The organism is Xanthomonas sp. D-109, from assembly GCF_017746095.1.
Lineage (GTDB): Bacteria > Pseudomonadota > Gammaproteobacteria > Xanthomonadales > Xanthomonadaceae > Xanthomonas_A > Xanthomonas_A sacchari.
This window is the reverse complement of sequence record NZ_JAGHWV010000003.1, coordinates 42,987-62,213: the sequence shown is the minus strand read 5'-3', so window position 1 is coordinate 62,213 and position 19,227 is coordinate 42,987. Positions and strand designations below refer to the sequence as shown.

Below are 19,227 nucleotides of genomic sequence, written 5' to 3'. Positions count from 1 at the left end.
CCCGATCGGCGCCGCTGCCCGGCGCCGTGCTCGATGTGTCGACCAACCTGCGGCGCCTCGGTCGAGGCGCTGTGAGGTCTCACGAACGCGGGTCCATCCATTGCCACCGCATGCAGGTGGCAATGGCGTGCCGTTTTCCTACTTGGCGTTCGGCAAGGCGTAGGCGATCACGTAGTCGCCGCGGTCCGGCGACTGCCGCGCGCCGCCGGCGGTGATCACGATGTACTGCTTGCCGGTCTTGGTCGACACGTAGGTCATCGGCCCGCCCTGGCTGCCCACCGGCAGCCGCGCCTTCCACAGTTCCTTGCCGGTGCCGCTGTCGAACGCCCGCAGGTAGTAGTCCTGGGTGCCGGCGATGAACACCAGGCCGCTCTGCGTGGCCAGGGTGCCGCCCAGCGTCGGCATGCCGACCGGGATCGGCAGGTGCATCTTGAAGCCGAGCGGGCCGGTGTCCTGCACGGTGCCCACCGGCACCTGCCAGGCGATGCGGCGGGTCTTCAGGTCGATCGCGCTGAGCGTGCCGAACGGCGGCGCCTGGCAGGGGATGCCCAGCGCCGACAGGAAGCGGTTCTTGTTGACCGCGTACGGCGTGCCCTTCAGCGGCACCGCGCCCATGCCGGTGTTGACCGCCTCGCCGCCGCTGGAGGCGGCGGCCTTCTCGGCCTTCTGCGGAATCATCTGCACCCACAGGCCCAGGCGCATGTCGTTGGCGAACACCACGTCGTGCACCGGGTCGACCGACAGCCCGCCCCAGTTCATGCCGCCCAGCGAGCCGGGGAAGCTCAGCGACACATCGGTGCCGGGCGCGGTGTACAGGCCCTCGTAGCGCATCTTCTTGAAGGCGATGCGGCACAGCATCTGGTCCAGCAGGGTGGCGCCCCACATGTCCGCTTCGCTCAGGTGCTTGGTGCCGATCTGCGGCATGCCCACCGACAGCGGTTGGGTCAGCGCATACGGTTCGTGCGGGATGTCGGCGGCCTTCACCGGCACCTCGCGGACCTCGGTCAGCGGTTTGCCGGTGGCGCGGTCGAGCACGTACAGCTGGCCGGCCTTGGTGCCGATGATCAGCGCCGGCACCTTGCGGCCGTCGGCCATCGGGAAGTCGATCAGGCTCGGCTGCATCGGCAGGTCGAAGTCCCACAGATCGTTGTGCACGGTCTGGTAGACCCACTTGACCTGGCCGGTGCTCGCATCCAGCGCGGTGATCGAGGCGCCGAAGCGGTGGTCCAGCGCGCTGCGCTCGGCACCGTACAGGTCGGTGGACGGGCTGCCCATCGGCAGGAACACGGTGTTGGATGCGGCGTCGTAGGACATCGGCGCCCACACGTTCGGCGTGCTGCGTACGTAGGTCTTGCCCGCAGCCGGCGGCTGCGTGTCCTGCGGGTTGCCCGGGTCGAAGGCCCAGCGCTGCGCGCCGGTGATCACGTCGAAGCCGCGGATCACCCCGCCGGGCATGTCGGCCTGCACGTTGTCGGCGACGCGGCCGCCCACCACCACCGTGGTCCCGGCCACGGTCGGCGCCGAGGTCAGCTGGTAGAACGGATCGGGTGCGGCGCCGAGGCCGGCCTTCAGGTCGACCTGGCCGTTCTGGCCGAAGCCGCTGCAGAACGCGCCGGTGTCCGCATCCAGCGCGATCAGCCGTGCGTCGATGGTGTTGGTCAGCACGCGGCGGCGGCAGTTGGCGCCGGCCGGCAGCACCGCCGCCGCGACCGGCGAGGCATTGGCGGCGCTGGGCTGGGCCAGCGCCGCGTCGGCATCGAAGTAGGCCAGGCCGCGGCAGCGCTGCCAGACCGAGGACTGCGCATTGATCTCGCGCTTCCACAGCTGCCGGCCGCTGCTGGCGTCCAGCGCGATGACGTTGTTGTGCGGCGTGCACACATACAGCGTCTCGCCGATCTGCAGCGGGGTGGTCTGGTCCTCGGCGCCGTTGCCGTCGCTGAGGGCGATGTCGCCGGTGCGGTAGGTCCAGGCCACCTGCAACTGGTCGACGTTGCCGCGGCCGATCTGGTCCAGCGCGGCGAAACGGCTGCCGCCGGCGGTGTTGCCGTAGTGGCTCCAGTCGCGCTGCGCCTGCGCCGGGGTCACCGGCACCGGTGCCGGGCCGGGGCCGCTGGCGGCCACCGGCGGATGCGGCACGAACATGCCGGCCAGGCCGCCGGCGCAGGCCAGCGCCAGCACCGCCGCCAGCGCATAGGCGCCGCGTCCGCCGCGCAGGCCGCGGGCGCGGCGCAGGCTCGGGTAGACGAGGGCGACCAGCAGCGCCAGCACCGCCGGCATCATCAGCCGCGACACCAGCGGCCAGAACGCCAGGCCCGCATCCCAGTACGCCCAGGCCACGCTCAGCACGAAGGCCAGCGCGTACAGCCAGGCCCCGGCCGGGCGAAGCCGCAGCACCAGCAGCGCCGAGGCCATGCAGGCCGCGCCCATCGCCAGGAAGTAGACGCTGCCGCCGAGCGTGGCCAGGCGGATGCCGCCGACCAGCAGCGCCAGCCCGATCAGCGCCAGCAGCAGGCCGACGCTCCACAGCAATATCCGGCCGCCGGCCGACACATCCGATTGGGTTTGCACGTTTTCGATCCTCTGCAGGGGAGACGCACGGCGTCCGCGGCCGGCCACGAGGGCGGAAGGCGGGCGTGCGCACGATGACATGCCGCGTCTGGAAAGGACGTCGCCACGTTGGGCGATTATCGCATTTGTGTTCGGTAATAGAACGAATGGCGACGCCAGCCGACGCGACGCTGCGTGCCGGTTTCCGACGTTTCTCCGACCTTGGTGAAGCCCGTACAACGCACTGTTACAGGGATGGTGCGATGCGACACATCCGTGGAGTAGCGTTGCGCGTTTCTTCCCAGCCGTCCTCCCCATGCCCGACCTCTTCCAGGCGCCTCGTCGTCCCGTTCGCTGTGCCGTATTGCTGGCCATTGCCGTGGCCGGAGGCTGCTCCGGCGACAAGCCGGCGGCCGCGCCGCCGCCGCGGGTGGGGGTGCTGACCCTGGGCGCGCGCACGCTGCCGGTGGAGCGCACCCTGGCCGGTCGCACCGTGGCCTACGAGACCGCCGACGTGCGCCCGCAGGTCGGCGGGCTGTTGCGCCAGCGCCTGTTCCAGGAGGGCCAGGAGGTCAAGGCCGGGCAGGCGCTGTACGTGATCGATCCGGCGCCGTACCAGGCCGCCTACGACATCGCCCGCGGCAACCTGGTGCAGGCCGAGGCGGCGCTGGCCAGCGCGCGGCCCAAGGCCGAGCGCACCCGCAGCCTCACCGACATGGACGCGGCCAGCAAGCAGGACGCCGACGACGCGGTGTCCGCGCTGCGCCAGGACGAGGCGGCGGTGGTCGCGGCCAAGGCGGCGTTGCAGGCGGCGCGCATCAACCTCGACTACACCCGCATCACCGCGCCGATCTCCGGCACCATCGGCACCTCCGCCTACACCGTCGGCGCGCTGCTCACCGCCGCGCAGGACGCGGCGCTGACCACCATCCAGCGGCTGGATCCGATCTACCTGGACGTCACCCAGTCCAGCACGCAGATGCTGGCGCTGCGCCGCCAGCTCGACGCCGGGCAGATCCACGCCATCGACGGCAAGGCGCAGGTGCAGGTGCGGCTGGAGGACGGCAGCACCTATCCGCACGCCGGCACCCTCGAATTCGTCGGCACCCAGGTCAACGCCGGCACCGGCAACGTCACCCTGCGCGCGGTGGTGCCCAACCCCGAGCACCTGCTGCTGCCGGGCATGTACCTGCGCGCGGTGCTGCCGATGGCCACCGACCAGGGCGCGGTGCTGGTGCCGCAGCAGGCGGTGACCCGCGACAGCAAGGGCGAGCCGGTGGTGAAGCTGCTGGATGCGCACGACAAGGTGGTGGAGCGGCACATCCGCACCGGCGAGGCCATCGGCCACGACTGGCTGGTGGAGTCCGGGCTCAAGCCGGGCGAGCGCCTGATCGTGGTCAACGGCAGCCGTGCCGAACTCGGCAAGCCGGCGCAGCCGTATCCGGTCACCGCCGCCCAGCTCGATGCCGCGCCGGCGCTTCCGGGCGACGACGCCCAGGCCGACTGAGGACTCCCGCATGTCGCGCTTCTTCGTCAACCACCCGGTGGTGGCCTGGGTCATGGCCATCGTCATCGTCCTGATCGGCATGCTGGCCATCCATGGGCTGCCGGTCGAACGCTATCCGCACATGGCGCCGCCCACCATCACCGTGCGCGCCACCTACACCGGCGCCTCGGCGCAGACGGTGGAAAACACCGTCACCCAGCTGATCGAGCAGTCGCAGCAGAGCCTGGACCACCTGCTGTACATGACCTCCACCAGCGCCTCGGACGGCACCGCGCAGGTCAACCTGGTGTTCGAGACCGGCACCAACGCCGACACCGCGCAGGTGCAGGTGCAGAACCAGTTGCAGTCGGTGATGTCGGTGTTGCCGCAGGCGGTGCAGCAGAACGGCCTGGTCATCACCAAGTCCAGCGGCTCGCTGTTCGAGGTGGTGGCGTTCACCTCCGACGACGGCAGCATGGACAACTTCGATGTCGCCAACTACATGGAATCGAACATCGACGACCAGATCAGCCGCGTCAGCGGCGTCGGCAACATCCAGCCGATGGGCTCGGAATACGCCATGCGCATCTGGCTGGACCCGGAGAAGCTGCGCAAGTACGCGCTGATGCCCTCGGACGTGGAGAACGCGCTGCAGTCGCAGAACACCGACGTGTCGGCCGGCGAGATCGGCGGCCAGCCGGCGCTGCGCGGGCAGCGCCTGGACGCCACCGTGACCACCCGTAGCCGCCTGCAGACCCCGGCGCAGTTCGGCGCCATCGTGCTCAAGAGCGATGCCAGCGGCGCGGCCGTGCACCTGTCGGACGTGGCCAGGATCGGCCTGGGCCCGGAGACCTACGACAGCATCACCCGCTTCAACGGCAAGCCCTCGGCCTCGCTGGGCATCGAGCTCAACTCCGACGCCAACGCGGTGGAGACCTCCAAGGCCATCGACCAGCGCCTGCAGGAACTCAAGCAATACTGGCCGCACGGCTTCAACTACCACATCGCCTTCAGCACCACGCCATTCGTCACCACCTCGATCAAGGAAGTGGTCATCACCCTGATCGAAGCGGTGCTGCTGGTGGTGGCGGTGATGTACCTATTCCTGCAGAACTGGCGCGCCACGCTGATCCCGACCATCGCCGTGCCGGTGGTGCTGATGGGCACCTTCGGCGTGCTCGCCGCGTTCGGCTATTCGATCAACACCCTGACCATGTTCGCGATGGTGCTGGCGATCGGCCTGCTGGTCGACGACGCCATCGTGGTGGTGGAGAACGTGGAGCGGGTGATGGGCCAGGAAGGCCTGCCGCCGAAGGAAGCCACGCTGCGCTCGATGCAGCAGATCGGCGGCGCGCTGGTCGGCATCGTGCTGGTGCTGACCGCGGTGTTCGTGCCGATGGCGTTCTTCAACGGCGTCACCGGCGTGATCTACCGCCAGTTCTCGATCACCATCGCCGCCTCGATGATCCTGTCGGTGCTGGTGGCGATGACCCTGACCCCGGCGCTGTGCGTCACCATCCTCAAGCCGCTGCACCAGGGCGAGGCCCCGATCGGCTCGCACGGGCGCCTGGGCTGGTTCTTCATCTGGTTCAACACCCGCTTCCGGCACCTGTCTGAGCGCTACCGCACGCTGGTCGAGCGGGTGCTGGGCAAGCGCGCGCTGGGCCTGGTCGCCTATGCGCTGCTGATCGCGGTCACCGGCCTGCTGCTGTGGCGCCTGCCCGGCGCGTTCCTGCCCGACGAGGACGAAGGCATGCTCAACGTGCTGGTCAAGCTGCCGGCCGGCTCCACCCTGGAGCAGACCCTGGCGGTGACCGACCGGCTGACCAAGGCCGCGCTGAAGGATCCGGGCGTGCGCTCGGTGCTGTCCTCGGCCGGCTTCAGCGTCACCGGCGCCGGCCAGAACGTCGGCATGGCGTTCGTGCGGCTGAAGGACTGGGACGACCGCGACGACGACGCGGCGACCATCGCCGACCATCTGAACAAGGCGCTGGCCGACGTGCCCGACGCGGAGCTGTTCGTGACCTCGCCGCCGGCGATCACCGGCCTCGGCGACGCCTCCGGTTTTACCTTCGAGCTGATGGACTACGAAGGCGCCGGCCACGCCGCCCTGGTCGCAGCGCGCGACAAGCTGCTGCGCCTGGCCCAGCACGATCCCAAGCTGATGAACGTGCGCTACGCCAGCCTGGAAGACGCGCCGGTGTACGCGGTCAAGATCGACGATGCCAAGGCGCAGGCGCTGGGCGTGGACCCGGGCGACATCAACGCCACGCTCAACAGCGCGCTTGGCGGCGACTTCGTCAACAACTTCATCTACAAGGGCCGCATCAAGAAGGTCTACGTGCAGGGCGACGCCGATGCGCGCATGGCGCCGCAGGACCTGGACCGCTGGACCGTGCGCAACGGCGGCGGCGACATGGTGCCGATGTCGGCGTTCACCCGCTCGCACTGGACCAGCGCGCCGGCGGCGCTGGAACGCTACAACGGCGTGTCGGCGATGGAGCTGACCGGCCAGGCGGTGCCCGGGGTCAGCTCCGGCGCGGCGATGGACGCGATGGCCGAACTCAGCAAGCAGTTGCCGCACGGCTTCGGCTACGCCTGGTCGGACATGGCCTACCAGGAAAAGCTGTCGGCCAACCAGGCGCCGGCGCTGTACGCGATCTCGCTGCTGTTCGTGTTCCTGTGCCTGGTGGCGCTGTACGAGAGCTGGTCGATTCCGTTCGCGGTGATGCTGGCGGTGCCGGTGGGCGTGTTCGGCGCAGTGCTGCTGATGACCCTGCGCGGGCTGGAGAACGACGTCTACTTCCAGGTCGGCCTGCTGACCACGGTGGGCCTGGCGGCGAAGAACGGCATCCTCATCGTCGAGTTCGCGCGCGACCTCGAGCATCGCGGCGAGAGCCTGCTCGCCGCCACCCTGCACGCGGTGCAGATGCGCCTGCGGCCGATCCTGATGACCTCGCTGGCGTTCCTGCTCGGCGTGCTGCCGCTGGTGTTCAGCAAGGGCGCCGGCTCGGCCGCGCGCCACTCGCTGGGCACCGGCGTCACCGGCGGCACCCTGGCCTCGATCACCCTGGGCCTGTTCTTCGTGCCGCTGTTCTACGTGATCGTGCGGCGCCTGTTCCTCGGGCCGGCGGTCGCCAAGTCGGAGGCGCAGGCATGAGCGCGATCGCTCGCATGAGCGTGGCGGTGGCCACGCTGCTGGCCCTGTCCGGCTGCACCCTGGCGCCGACCTACGTGCGCCCGGCGGCGCCGGTGCCGGCCGACCTGGCCGCGGTCGATGCGGCGCCCGCCGCCGGCGCCGCCACCGACACGCTGGCGATGCCGGACTGGCAGCAGGTGTTCCTGGATCCGCGCCTGCGCCAGACCATCGCGCTGGCGTTGCAGAACAACCGCGACCTGCGCGTGGCGGTGCTGTCCATCGACAAGGCGCGCGCGCAGTACCGCATCCAGCGCGCCGCGCAACTGCCTTCGTTCGACGCCAACGCCAGCATGAGCCGCAGCCGTACCAGCGCCGCCAGCAATGACGACGGCATCCCCGAGGTCAGCACCAGCGACACCTTGCAGGTCGGGCTCAGCAGCTGGCAGCTGGACCTGTTCGGGCAACTGCGTAGCCTCAAGCAGGAGGCCTTGCAGAACTGGCTGTCCAGCGCCGAGAACCAGCGCAACGTGCGCCTGAGCCTGGTCGCCCAGGTCGCCGCAGCGTGGCTGACCGTGGGCGCGGACCAGGCGCAACTGGAGCTGGCGCAGCAGACCCTGGACAGCCAGGCGCAGACCCTGCAACTGACCGAGCGCCGGCACAGCATCGGCAGTGCGTCCGGGCTGGACCTGGCGCAGCAGCAGACCAGCGTGGAGTCGGCACGCGTGGCCGTCGCCAGCGCCGCTACCCAGCTGGCGCAGGCGCGCGATGCGCTGCAGCTGCTGGTGGGCGCGCCGGTGGACGCAGCGCTGCTGCCCACCGCGCAGGCGATGCAGGGCAGCGTCGCGCTGGCGCCGCTGCCGGCGCACCTGTCCTCGACGGTGTTGCTGCAGCGTCCGGACGTACTCGCCGCCGAGCACAGCCTGCAGGCCGCCAACGCCGACATCGGCGCTGCGCGCGCGGCGTTCTTCCCGTCGCTGAGCCTGACCGCGTCCACCGGGCGCAGCAGCGATGCGCTGTCCACGCTGTTCTCTGCCGGCAGCCGCACCTGGTCGTTCGTGCCCAGCATCACCGCGCCGATCTTCCACGCCGGCGCGCTGAAGGCCTCGCTGGACGCCTCCAAGCTCGGCAAGGACATCGCCGTGGCGCAGTACGAGAAGGCGATCCAGTCGGCCTTCGCCGAAGTGGCCGACGCCCTGGCCGCGCGCGACCACTTGCAGGCGCAGTTGACCGCACAGCAGGCCCTGGTCGACGCCAGCCAGCGCAGCTACACCCTGGCCGACGCGCGCTACCGCGCCGGCCTGGACGGCCACCTGCCGGTGCTGGACGCGCAGCGTTCGCTGTTCGCCGCGCAGCAGGCGCTGATCGCGCTGCGCCTGCAGGACGCCAGCAACCGCGTCACCCTGTACCAGGTGCTCGGCGGCGGCGCCGACGCCCAGGCCCCGGCTCAGGCCGCTACCGCGCCCTGAACCGCGATCGAGGCAGGCCCCAGGCGGGCCTGCGGCGAGCGCGAAGCAGGCCTGTGCGAGCCTGAGCGAGCAGGAGCGTCGTCACCCACGACGCTCCCTTGTGGGAGGGACTTCAGTCCCGACGCGACGGCAGTCGAACGCCTATCCAGCCATCCACCCAGGCAACGCCTCGCGCGCGCCCTTGCCGCACACGACACGACAGCCCTGCGCCACCATCTCGATAGCTGAACGCGGCGTTGCACCTCGGCGGACGTCGTAGACAAATGCCGGACGCCGCCGCGCCGCCGATCGTTCGTCGCACAAGCCGCAGGCCGCGCCGGACGCCTCTTCAGCGCATTGGCGACACCCTCGACGCCACAGCGGCATGCCGGGCACTGCACCAGGCTTGCGCCATAATCGCGGCGACTCACTCCAGGTATGCCGCACCCGATGAAGATTCCCCCGAGCCTGCAGCCGCTGATCGACGATGGCGTCATCGACGGCGTGCTGCGCCCGCTCAAGAGCGGCAAGGAGGCTGCGGTCTACGTGGTCCAGGCCGGCGACGACGTGCTGTGCGCCAAGGTCTACAAGGACATGGCGCAGCGCAGCTTCCAGGCCCGTGTGCAGTACCAGGAAGGCCGCAAGGTGCGCGGCAGCCGCCATGCGCGGGCGATCGGCAAGGCCAGCAAGTTCGGCCGGCGCGAGCAGGAAGCGGCGTGGAAGGACACCGAGGCCAACACCCTGTACCAGTTGGTGGACGCCGGCGTGCACGTGCCGCAACCGCGCGGCTACTTCCATGGCGTGCTGCTGATGGACCTGGTCACCGATGCCGACGGGCAGAGCGCGCCGCGGCTGGGCGAAGTCGAACTGGAGCCGGCGCAGGCGCAGGCCTTCCACGCGCAACTGGTCGGCGACGTGGTCAGGATGCTGTGCCTGGGCCTGGTCCATGGCGACCTGTCCGAATACAACGTGCTGGTTGGCGCCGACGGCCCGGTGGTGATCGACTTCCCGCAGGTGGTCAGCGCCGCCGGCAACAACGCCGCCCGCAGCATGCTGCTGCGCGACGTGCACAACCTGCGCGACTGCCTGGGCCGCTTCGCGCCCGAGCTCAACGCCACCCATTACGGCGAGGAGATGTGGGCGCTGTACGAGAAGGGCGCGCTGCGCCCGGACAGCGTGCTCACCGGCCGCTTCACCTTCGACACCCGTCGCGCCGACGTGCGCGCCGTGCGCGCCTCGATCGAGGACGCGCGGCAGGAGGCCATCATCCGCCAGCAGGGCCGCGAAGCCGCCGCGCAGGACGACTGAGCCGCGTTCCGGCACGCAGCGCGCAAGTCCATGCTGCGCCGCAATGTGGCGGCACCGCGTGCGCGCCCGCCGCCAGCGCGTGCCGCAGGCGGCGCAATGCCTCGCCGTGCCTGCATTGCACGCGCATCCGCGGCGCGACGATCGGCCGCCTGTCGCTGATCCGCCGCTGGCGCGCACGGGCGTCCAGGTTCGCTTATTTGCGAAAATGGTTATAGAAAATAACAATCTGCCCGACGCCGCTTGCGCAGCCGCCCCGGGAGGGCCACCCATGTATTTCGATCCAGACGTCGTGCGTTTCTTCGCCCAGGCCCAGCAGTCCGGGCAGCCGCCGATGGAGGAACTGCCCTTGCCCCAGGCACGGGCGATGATGCGCGGCGTCGCCGCGCAGTTCGGTTTCCCACGCGTGGAGATGGCCGAGGTCCGCGACCTGCAGGCACCGGGCCCGGCCGCCCCGATTCCGCTGCGCCTGTACCGCCCGCACGGCCTCGACGCCGGCCCGGCGCCGACCTGCGTCTACGCGCACGGCGGCGGTGGCGTGGTCGGCGACCTCGATTCGCACGACGACGTGTGCCGGCAACTGGCCGCGCGCGCCGGCTGCCAGGTGCTGGCGGTGGACTACCGGCTGGCGCCCGAACATCCGGCGCCGGCCGGCATCGAGGACGTGATCGCGGTGGTGCACTGGGTGGCCGCGCACCCGGGCGAGGTCGGCGCCGATCCGCAGCGCCTGGCCATTGCCGGCGACAGCATGGGCGGTGCCCTGGCGGCCAGCGCCGCGCTGGCCGCGCGCGATGCCGGCATCGCCCTGCGCTGCCAGATCCTGATCTATCCGCTGACCAACCTGCGTGCGGACAATCCCTTCCCCTCGCGCGTGCACAACGCCGGCATCCCGCCGCTGACCGACGCGGCGATGCGCTTCTTCGACCGTCAGTACCTGCCCGACCCGTCGCTGGGGTCGGACTGGCGCATCTCGCCGGTGGTCGCGCCGGATGTGGCCGGCGTCGCCCCGGCGCTGGTGGTGCTCGCCGACCGCGACGCGCTGCACGACGAAGGCCTGCACTACGCGCAGCGCCTGCGCGAAGCCGGCGTGGAAACCCTGGTGCGCGTCCACCCCGGCATGATCCACGGCTTCATCAACATGGGCAGCGTGATGCGCGTGGCCGGCGAAACCCTGGACCTGGCCGCGCTGCTGCTGCGCCAGCGGCTGCTGCCGGTGGCTGCATAGGACTGAGCCCTACCGCAGCGTGTACCACCTCCCGGCAATCGCCGCCGGTGCTGGCACGCGCTGCCTCGGCTGGAACCATGTGCCAGTCGCGCGGATGCGTCGGCTTCCGTAGTCAAAGCCCCTCTCCCGCCGGGAGAGGGGTTGGGGTGAGGGTCCGGGAGCGCAGCGCCGCCTCCGGACCTTAGTGCACCATCCGTACCCTCATCCGCCCCTTCGGGGCACCTTCTCCCGAGGGGAGAAGGGAAAAACAAAGGAGCGGCTTCAGCCGCGACGGGGCATTGCCGGCACGCCCAGGTCGCGGCTGAAGCCGCTCCTGCGTGGGGGTGCTGCGCGCGATGCGCGTATGCGACGATCACGCCACCCGGCTGCGGCGCGCCCGCTCCAGATGCACCAGCAGCAGCGAGATCGCCGCCGGGGTCATGCCGGGGATGCGCTGCGCCTGGCCGACGGTCTGCGGGCGCACGCGCTCGAGCTTCTGCTGCACTTCGGCCGACAGGCCGCGCACCTGCGCGTAGTCGAAGGCGGCCGGGATCGGGGTGTCCTCGTGGCGCTGCTGGCGCGCGATCTCCTCGCGCTGGCGGTCCAGGTAGCCGGCGTACTTGATGCCAATCTCCACCTGTTCGGCCACCTGCGCGTCGGCCACGCCCGGACCCAGCGACGGCACCCGCATCAGCGCGGCGTAGTCCAGCTCCGGGCGCTTGATCAGGTCCAGCACGGTGGTCTCGCGGCTCACCGCCACGCCCAGCGTCGTCGCGACCTCGCGGCCCAGCGCGTTGCCCGGGGTGGCCCACAGCGCACGCAGACGCTCGTTCTCGCGCGCCACCGCGTCCTGCTTGGCCTGGAAGCGGGCCCAGCGCGTTTCGTCGACGATGCCCAGGTCGTGGCCGATGCCGGTCAGGCGCGCGTCGGCGTTGTCCTCGCGCAGTTGCAGCCGGTATTCGGCGCGGCTGGTGAACATGCGGTACGGCTCGCTGGTGCCATGGGTGATCAGGTCGTCGATCAGCACGCCGATGTAGGCCTGGTCGCGGCGCGGCGACCACGGTTCCAGCCCGCGCACCTGGCGCGCGGCGTTGAGGCCGGCGATCAGGCCCTGCGCGGCCGCTTCCTCGTAGCCGGTGGTGCCGTTGATCTGCCCGGCGAAGAACAGCCCGGGCATGGCCTTGGTCTCCAGCGAGGCCTTGAGCCCGCGCGGGTCGAAGAAGTCGTATTCGATGGCGTAGCCGGGGCGGGTGATGTGCGCGCGCTCGAAGCCGCGGATCGAGCGCACCAGCTCCAGCTGCACGTCGAACGGCAGCGAGGTGGAGATGCCGTTGGGATAGATCTCGACCACGTCCAGGCCTTCCGGCTCGACGAAGATCTGGTGGCTGGCCTTCTCGGCGAAGCGCACCACCTTGTCCTCGATCGAGGGGCAGTAGCGCGGGCCGATGCCCTCGATCTGGCCGGTATACAGCGGCGAGCGGTCCAGCGCGCCGCGGATGATGGCGTGGGTGCGCTCGGTGGTGTGGGTGATCCAGCACGAGACCTGGCGCGGATGCTGCGCCACCTCGCCCAGGAACGACATCACCGGCAACGGATCGTCGCCGGGCTGTTCCTCCATCGCCGCGTAGTCCAGGCTGCGCCCGTCGATGCGCGGCGGGGTGCCGGTCTTGAGCCGGTCCACGCCGAAGCGGCCGTCGCGCAGGGCCTGCGCCAGCGCGGTGGCCGGCGGATCGCCGGCGCGGCCGCCGGCGTACTGGGTCTGGCCGATGTGGATCTTGCCGGCCAGGAAGGTGCCGGCGGTCAGCACCACCGCGCCCGCCTCGAAACGCAGCCCGGTCTGGGTCAGCACGCCGCGCACGCGCTCGCCGTCCATCACCAGGTCGTCCACCGCGGCCTGGAACACGGTCAGGTTCGGCTGCGCCTCGACCAGGCGCCGGATCGCGCTACGGTACAGGCTGCGGTCGGCCTGGCAGCGGGTCGCGCGCACCGCCGGGCCCTTGGACGCGTTGAGGGTCCGCCACTGGATGCCGGCCAGGTCCGCGGCCTGGGCCATCGCCCCGCCCAGCGCGTCGATCTCCTTGACCAGGTGGCCCTTGCCGATGCCGCCGATGGCCGGGTTGCAGCTCATCGCCCCCACGGTCTCCACGTTGTGGGTCAGCAGCAGGGTGCGCGCGCCGGCGCGCGCGGACGCCAGCGCCGCCTCGGTGCCGGCATGGCCGCCGCCGATCACGATCACGTCATGGCGGTAGAAAGAGTCGCTCATCGGGGTCTCGTCGGCCGGCGGGGCCGGTGGCAGGGGGCGGCACGGCAGGTCGCCCAGGGTGTGAACAGGAATTTTAGCGGTTGCATCACAAATTGCAGATCTCGGCCTCAAGTTGGCACGCAATCTGCAGATATTCCCACTGCACCCAACGTGGCAATGCGTCAGGGGCGTATGACTGGAATTGGAACAGGGGCCAGTCACGCGCACGTTGGGGGAGCTGGGGGCCGGTAGTCGGGGGACTACCGGCCCTTTTTTATGCCCGTTTTTCGCCGGTCGCCGGTGCCGCGCCAGCAACGGCAAGGCCCCAACGCGAAAAGCCCCGGCGGACCGGGGCTTTTCGTTGTGAGGCGCCGACGCCCGACAGGGCCGGAACAGGGGGGATCCAGATTTCCCTGTCGGACATCGACATAGACGGTGGGGTCAACCCCTTCGGGTCATAAAGCGACGCAGGCGGTCACCCCGTAGGACGTAGAGTGCGTGCTGGGACAGGCGAACGCAAGCCCTTTCTCAGGGCTCGAGTGTGCGACGTGTCCCATTGCTGCGTCCCATATTGCCAGGGCGCGGTGCGGGCGGCCGCTGAACCCCCTCGGGGCGCTGCATCGCCGGTCGCGGCGGCTGCATCGACTGCGGCCGCGGCGCCGAATTGAGCGCGTCCGGACGGCGCAGGCGGTCCAGGTTGCGCCAGGGCGACGGCACCCGGCCGCCGACGCTGGGTGGCGGCGGCGGTGCCGACCCACCGTCGTCCGGCCGCGGACGCGGCGGCGGGCGGTGGCGCGGGCCGTCGTAGCCGCGATAGTAGTAATACGGCACGCCGTAACCGTAGTAGCCGTAGTAGGCCGGGCCGTAACCGTAGTAGGGCACGGCGCCGTACGGCGAGTAGTACTCGGAGTAACCGGGCGGATACCGGTATTCGACCGAGGGCGCGCCACGGTAGTAGCCACCCTCGCCGCCTCCGGCGTAGTCGTAGGTGGCACAGCCGCCCAGTGCGGCCAGCAGTCCAGCGGCGCAGATCAGGCGCAGTTTCATGGCGTTTGCCCTCCAGCAGGCTGGCTGACAGGTTCGGTCCGTTGCATTGAATCCCCCCTTAACTTCCCGCGATGCACTTGAACGCTTAAGTCGCGCGCAACGGCGGCGAACCTGCGCCGGTTGCGGACGCTGCAGTTTGGCGACGATACGCTACCCTTTCGCGCATGGTCTCACGTTTTCTGCCCGAGTTCGGCGACGTCCTGGCGGCCGCCGCACGCATTGCCGCGCACGCGCGGCCGACCCCGGTGCTGCGTTCGCGGGCGCTGGATGCCGCCACCGGCGCGCACCTGTACTTCAAGGCCGAACACCTGCAGCGCGGCGGCGCGTTCAAGTTCCGCGGCGCCTGCAACGCGGTGTGGGCGCTGGACCCGGCCCAGGCGGCCTGCGGGGTGGTCACCCACTCCTCGGGCAACCATGGCGCAGCGCTGGCCCTGGCCGCGCGCACCCGCGGCATCGGCTGCCATGTGGTGGTGCCGGAGGGCGCGGTCGCCGCCAAGCTCGCCAACATCGCCCGCCACGGCGCCACGCTGTGGCGCTGCGCGCCCAGCATCGCCGCACGCGAGGCGCTGTGCGCGCAGGTGCAGCGCGATACCGGCGCGACCCTGGTGCACCCCTATGCCGATCCGGCGGTGATCGCCGGGCAGGGCACCGCCGCGCTGGAACTGCTGGACGCCAGCGGCGGGCTGGACCTGCTGGTGGTGCCGGTCGGCGGCGGCGGCCTGGCCGCGGGCAGCCGCCTGGCGCTGTCGACGCGGGCGCCGCAGGCGCAACTGCTGCTGGCCGAGCCGGCCGGCGCCGCCGACACCGCGCGCTCGCTGGCTGCCGGCGAGCGCCGGGTTGACATGGTCCCGGACACCGTCTGCGACGGCCTGCGCGGCAGCCTGGGCGAGCCGAACTTCGACCTGCTGCACGGCCATGCCGAGGTGCTGGTGGTCGAGGACGCGGCCACCGTGGCGGCGATGCGGCTGCTGTGGCAGGTGCTCAAGCAGGTGGTGGAGCCGTCCTCGGCGATCGCCCTGGCGGCGGTGCTGGCGCAGCCGGCGCGTTTCGCCGGGCGCCGGGTGGGGGTGATCCTGTCCGGCGGCAACGTCGACCTGGACGCCCTGCCGTGGGGCGCGGCATGAGCGCGCGGCGCGGCTTCCGCTGGCTGCGCTGGCTGCTGCGCCTGGCGGCGCTGCTGGGGCTGTGGCTGCTGGGCGTGGCGATCTACATCGTCTGGGTCGGCGACCGCGACCAGGCGGCGCCGGCCGACGCGATCATCGTGCTCGGCGCGGCGGCCTACGACGCCAAGCCCTCGCCGGTGTTCGAGGAGCGCATCCGTCACGGCCTGGACCTGTACCAGCGCGGCTACGCGCCGACCCTGATCTTCACCGGCGGCTTCGGCAACGGCGCGCGCTTCGCCGAGTCGCAGGTGGCCCGGCGCTATGCGCTGCGCCACGACGTGCCGGCCGACGCGATCCTGATCGAGACGGTGTCGCGCACCACCCGGCAGAACCTGATCGAGGCACGCCGGCTGATGCGCGAACACGGCCTGCACCGGGCCATCGTGGTCAGCGATCCGCTGCACATGGCGCGGGCGCTGCGGCTCTGCCAGGAACTGCAGATCGACGCGCTGGCCTCGTCGACGCCGAGCAGCCGCTTCCGTAGCTTCCAGACCCGCTGGCGCTTCCTGCTGCAGGAGCTGTACTTCTTCCATCGCGACCTGCTGGAGCGGGGCGTTGAGCACGGCGGCGAGACCGTATGATGGGCCTTTCCCCGGCCGGAGGGCGGCAGCCATGAGTAACCACGGAGTTCCTGCGCAGGACCAGGCCATCGCCCTGGTCCAGGCCTATTACGCCGCGTTCAACCGTGGCGACTGGGACGGCATGCTGGGCATGCTCAGCGACGATGTCGCCCACGATCTCAACCAGGGCGCGCGCGAGACCGGCAAGGACGCGTTCGCCGCCTTCCTGCAGCGCATGAACGCCAGCTACCGCGAGCAACTGCACGACATCGTGGTGCTGGCCGCGCAGGACGGCCGCCGCGCCGCCGCCGAGTACGTGGTGCATGGCGAATACCACCACACCGATACCGGCCTGCCGGAGGCACGCGGCCAGCGCTACGTGCTGCCGGGCGGGGCGTTCTTCGACATCCGCGACGGCAGGATCGCCCGGGTCAGCAACTACTACAACCTGGAAGACTGGATCGCGCAGGTCTCCGCCTGAGCCGCTCGCCGGCCCGAGGCCGGCGCGTTCGCGCTGTCGCAAAACTGTCCGCCGGCCGTCATCTGCGGCCGCGGGCGCGGTGACTATGGTCGCCGCGTCGACCGAGAGGATTGCCGATGCGCGCGCTGCTCCGTTCCCCGGCCGTCGCGGTGGCGCTGCTGGCCTGCACCCTCGCGCTGGCCCTGCTGGGCGCCCGCGGCATCTGGGACGCCGACGAGGGCCGCTATTCCAATGTCGCGCTGAACATGCTGCACAGCGGCGACTGGCTCACGCCGCGGCGCAGCGAGGACGTGGCGCACTGGACCAAGCCGCCGCTGACCTACTGGGCGATCGCCGCCAGCGTCGCCGTGTTCGGGCCCTCGCCCTGGGCGGCGCGGTTGCCGTCGGCGCTGTCCTACCTGCTGTGCGTGCTGCTGGTGTGGCGCCTGGCCGCGCGGCTGTTTCCCGAACGCCCTGAGCTGCCGGCGCAGGCGGCGCTGCTGTACGCGACCATGCTGGCGCCGTTCGGCGCGGCGCAGTGGATCTCCACCGACTTCCTGCTCGCCGCCTGCGAGACCCTGGCGGTGTGGGCCTTCGTCGAAGCGCGCGCGCATCCGCCCGGCCAGGGCAAGCGCTGGATCGCGGCGATGTGGGCCGGCTTCGCCCTGGCGTTCATGACCAAGGGCCCGCCGGGCCTGCTGCCGCTGCCGGCGCTGCTGCTGTTCAACGCGGTGACGCCGGGGCCGCCGCGGCGCGCGCTGCAGCTCTCCGGCATCGTCCTGTTCGTGGTGCTGGCGCTGCCCTGGTACCTGGCGGTGATCCACGGCCATCCGGGATTGCTGCAGTACTTCGTCGGCGACGAAGTGGTCAAGCGCGTGGCCAGCGACGCGTTCGGGCGCAACGCGCAGTGGTACGGCTGGGCGGTGGCGTACGCGCCGATCCTGGTCCTGGGCACGCTGCCGTGGACGCCGGCGCTGGCGCGCTGGGCCTGGCAGTTGCCGCGGCGGCTGCGGCGGTGGTGGCGCGATCCGGCGCTGCGCCTGCAGCAGGCTGCGCCGCTGCTGCTGACGCTGTGGCTGCTGCTGCCGCTGCTGGTGCTGTGCCTGTCGCGCTCGCGGTTGCCGCTGTACGTGCTGCCGCTGTTCGTGCCGCTGGCGTTGCTGGCGGCATGGCAGCGCGCGCAGGAAGGGCGCGCACCGTGGCGCTGGCCGTGGCTGCTGGGCTGGTGCGGGCTGTTGCTGGCGATCGAACTGGCCGTGGCGCTGCTGCCCACGCACAAGGATGCCGGCGCCTGGGCGCAGGCGATCGCGCAGCGTGCCGATGCGCCGGTGCGCGAGATGGTGTTCGTCGAGGACATGGCGCGCTACGGCCTGCGCTTGGAACTGGGCGCGCAGGTGCGCAAGATCCGCCTGGATCCCTTGTCCGACACGCCGCGCTTCGGACCCGAATACGACGCCGATCTGCTCACGGTGCTGCGGCAACCGCGCGCCGGGCGCGTGTGGGTGTGCAAGCAGGAGGCCTGGCCGCTGGTCGCTGCGCGCATCGCCGCGCAGGGGGCGCAGGCGCAGGTGTTGGGGGCGCCCTACCAGGGCCGGGTGCTGTTCCGGGTGCGGCCCGGCTCAGTCGCCGCGGCGGCGGATCGGGATCGCTGACAGCGGCACCGCGGCGATCTCGCCGCCACCCTCGCGGATCGGTGCGCCCGGCGGTGGCGCCCAGGCGTGCGCGTAGATCACTTCCCAGGTGCTGGGCAGGGTGCCGTCGGCGCCACGCAGCGGCTCATAGGCGGCAGTGGCGGCGGCGAACCGGCCGCGGCCGGTGAGGGTGTGGCGGCGCGCCTGCAGCGCGTTGGTGGCCCCGATCGCACGCAGTTCGCGCATCAGCGCGGCGAGGTCAGGATAGGTCAGGTTGAACACGTCGCGGTCCAGCACCGGATCGCGGAAGCCCGACAGCATCAGCGCATCGCCGAACTGCGCGATCGGCGCGAAGCGGCTCACGTGCGGCGTGGTCCGGTCGGCCTGGGCGAAGGCCTCGCGCAGCTCGACCAGGGTGTCCGGACCGAAGCTGGAACACAGCAGCAGGCCGCCGGGACGCAGCACGCGGCGGAACCCGGCGAACACCGCCGGCAGGTCCTCGACCCACTGCAGGCACAGATTGCTGAAGATCACATCGACGCTGTGCTCGGCCAGCGGCAGCGCGCGCGCGTCAGCGCAGACGCGGCCGAACGGCTTCCACCAGCCGGCCTGGCGCTTGGCCTGCTGCAGCATCGGCAGGGCCTGGTCGAGCGCGATCACCTGCGCGCGCGGCCAGCGCTTCTTCATCGCCGCGGCGGCATGCGCCGGGCCGCTGCCCACGTCCAGCACCACCTGCGGCACGCGGTCGCCGAGGTAGTCCAGCGATTCCAGCAAGCGCCCCTGCACCTCGCGTTGCAGCGCCGCGGCGGCATCGTAACTGGCGGCGGCGCGCGCGAACGCGCGGCGGATGTGCTGGGAGTCGAACGCGGAAGGATCCATCCGCGCATTATCGCCGCCGGCGTCGCGCCGCGGCCAGCGGTGGCGCCTGCATCACCGCGTTCTGCGCACGCGCGGCGCATCTCGGCTTACCAATCCCGACTCCCAAATCCCCACTCCCG

The 19,227-nt window shown here is 71.2% G+C and carries 13 protein-coding genes; 9 read left to right on the top strand and 4 right to left on the bottom strand.

Annotation, left to right across the window (positions count from 1 at the left end; genetic code table 11):
• Positions 1 to 138 precede the first annotated feature (138 nt).
• A complete protein-coding gene (locus J7357_RS04620; RefSeq protein ID WP_343237388.1) occupies positions 139 to 2,568 on the bottom strand; it encodes a membrane-bound PQQ-dependent dehydrogenase, glucose/quinate/shikimate family in 2,430 nt (809 codons plus the stop codon).
• Positions 2,569 to 2,863: 295 nt separating this feature from the next.
• Between J7357_RS04620 and J7357_RS04615 the strand changes: the two genes are divergently transcribed.
• The 5 genes from J7357_RS04615 (at position 2,864) to J7357_RS04595 (ending at position 11,147) form a co-directional block, all read left to right on the top strand.
• A complete protein-coding gene (locus J7357_RS04615; protein WP_209245095.1) occupies positions 2,864 to 4,054 on the top strand; it encodes an efflux RND transporter periplasmic adaptor subunit in 1,191 nt (396 codons plus the stop codon).
• Between the two features lie 10 nt (positions 4,055 to 4,064).
• Positions 4,065 to 7,193: an efflux RND transporter permease subunit gene (locus J7357_RS04610; RefSeq protein ID WP_209245093.1), complete on the top strand. Its 3,129-nt coding sequence runs from the start codon at positions 4,065 to 4,067 to the stop codon at positions 7,191 to 7,193.
• Positions 7,190 to 8,638, top strand: a complete 1,449-nt coding sequence (locus tag J7357_RS04605) for an efflux transporter outer membrane subunit (protein WP_209245091.1) — start codon at positions 7,190 to 7,192, stop codon at positions 8,636 to 8,638. The genes J7357_RS04610 and J7357_RS04605 overlap by 4 nt, the downstream gene beginning before the upstream one ends.
• 429 nt (positions 8,639 to 9,067) lie before the next feature.
• Positions 9,068 to 9,925 carry a PA4780 family RIO1-like protein kinase gene (locus tag J7357_RS04600; RefSeq protein ID WP_209245090.1) on the top strand — a complete coding sequence of 286 codons (858 nt, stop codon included), beginning with the start codon at positions 9,068 to 9,070 and terminating at the stop codon, positions 9,923 to 9,925.
• Positions 9,926 to 10,193: 268 nt separating this feature from the next.
• Positions 10,194 to 11,147 carry an alpha/beta hydrolase gene (locus J7357_RS04595; protein WP_209245089.1) on the top strand — a complete coding sequence of 318 codons (954 nt, stop codon included), beginning with the start codon at positions 10,194 to 10,196 and terminating at the stop codon, positions 11,145 to 11,147.
• Positions 11,148 to 11,499: 352 nt separating this feature from the next.
• Here J7357_RS04595 and mnmG read toward each other — a convergent pair whose 3' ends face one another.
• Both mnmG and J7357_RS04585 read right to left on the bottom strand, forming a co-directional pair.
• A complete protein-coding gene (gene mnmG / locus J7357_RS04590; protein WP_209245087.1) occupies positions 11,500 to 13,389 on the bottom strand; it encodes a tRNA uridine-5-carboxymethylaminomethyl(34) synthesis enzyme MnmG in 1,890 nt (629 codons plus the stop codon).
• Between the two features lie 507 nt (positions 13,390 to 13,896).
• Complete coding sequence (locus J7357_RS04585) at positions 13,897 to 14,415, bottom strand: hypothetical protein (RefSeq protein WP_209245086.1); 519 nt, start codon at positions 14,413 to 14,415, stop codon at positions 13,897 to 13,899.
• A 164-nt stretch (positions 14,416 to 14,579) separates the two neighbouring features.
• Between J7357_RS04585 and J7357_RS04580 the strand changes: the two genes are divergently transcribed.
• From J7357_RS04580 to J7357_RS04565, 4 genes are all read left to right on the top strand, one after another.
• Positions 14,580 to 15,539: a pyridoxal-phosphate dependent enzyme gene (locus tag J7357_RS04580; protein WP_209245084.1), complete on the top strand. Its 960-nt coding sequence runs from the start codon at positions 14,580 to 14,582 to the stop codon at positions 15,537 to 15,539.
• A complete protein-coding gene (locus J7357_RS04575; RefSeq protein ID WP_209245083.1) occupies positions 15,524 to 16,159 on the top strand; it encodes a YdcF family protein in 636 nt (211 codons plus the stop codon). Before J7357_RS04580 ends, J7357_RS04575 begins: the two co-directional genes overlap by 16 nt.
• Before the next feature lie 31 nt (positions 16,160 to 16,190).
• Entirely contained in the window at positions 16,191 to 16,619 is a 429-nt protein-coding gene (locus tag J7357_RS04570; protein WP_010341872.1) for a ketosteroid isomerase-related protein, read from the top strand.
• 116 nt (positions 16,620 to 16,735) lie between these two features.
• Positions 16,736 to 18,250, top strand: coding sequence for a glycosyltransferase family 39 protein (locus J7357_RS04565; RefSeq protein WP_209245082.1), 1,515 nt, complete (start codon positions 16,736 to 16,738; stop codon positions 18,248 to 18,250).
• On the opposite strand, the gene bioC is transcribed toward J7357_RS04565, so the two are convergent.
• On the bottom strand, positions 18,218 to 19,108 hold the full coding sequence (gene bioC, locus J7357_RS04560; protein ID WP_209245081.1) for a malonyl-ACP O-methyltransferase BioC: 891 nt from the start codon (positions 19,106 to 19,108) through the stop codon (positions 18,218 to 18,220). The two genes, J7357_RS04565 and bioC, sit on opposite strands and share 33 nt — an antisense overlap.
• Between the last annotated feature and the right edge of the window lie 119 nt (positions 19,109 to 19,227).

Coding starts and splice junctions, on each gene's coding strand:
- J7357_RS04585 (WP_209245086.1), bottom strand. CDS start 14,415: ATGAAACTGCGCCTGATCTGCGCCGCTGGACTGCTGGCCGCACTGGGC.
- J7357_RS04605 (WP_209245091.1), top strand. CDS start 7,190: ATGAGCGCGATCGCTCGCATGAGCGTGGCGGTGGCCACGCTGCTGGCC.
- J7357_RS04610 (WP_209245093.1), top strand. CDS start 4,065: ATGTCGCGCTTCTTCGTCAACCACCCGGTGGTGGCCTGGGTCATGGCC.
- J7357_RS04565 (WP_209245082.1), top strand. CDS start 16,736: ATGCGCGCGCTGCTCCGTTCCCCGGCCGTCGCGGTGGCGCTGCTGGCC.
- J7357_RS04600 (WP_209245090.1), top strand. CDS start 9,068: ATGAAGATTCCCCCGAGCCTGCAGCCGCTGATCGACGATGGCGTCATC.
- mnmG (WP_209245087.1), bottom strand. CDS start 13,389: ATGAGCGACTCTTTCTACCGCCATGACGTGATCGTGATCGGCGGCGGC.
- J7357_RS04580 (WP_209245084.1), top strand. CDS start 14,580: ATGGTCTCACGTTTTCTGCCCGAGTTCGGCGACGTCCTGGCGGCCGCC.
- J7357_RS04570 (WP_010341872.1), top strand. CDS start 16,191: ATGAGTAACCACGGAGTTCCTGCGCAGGACCAGGCCATCGCCCTGGTC.
- bioC (WP_209245081.1), bottom strand. CDS start 19,108: ATGGATCCTTCCGCGTTCGACTCCCAGCACATCCGCCGCGCGTTCGCG.
- J7357_RS04595 (WP_209245089.1), top strand. CDS start 10,194: ATGTATTTCGATCCAGACGTCGTGCGTTTCTTCGCCCAGGCCCAGCAG.
- J7357_RS04615 (WP_209245095.1), top strand. CDS start 2,864: ATGCCCGACCTCTTCCAGGCGCCTCGTCGTCCCGTTCGCTGTGCCGTA.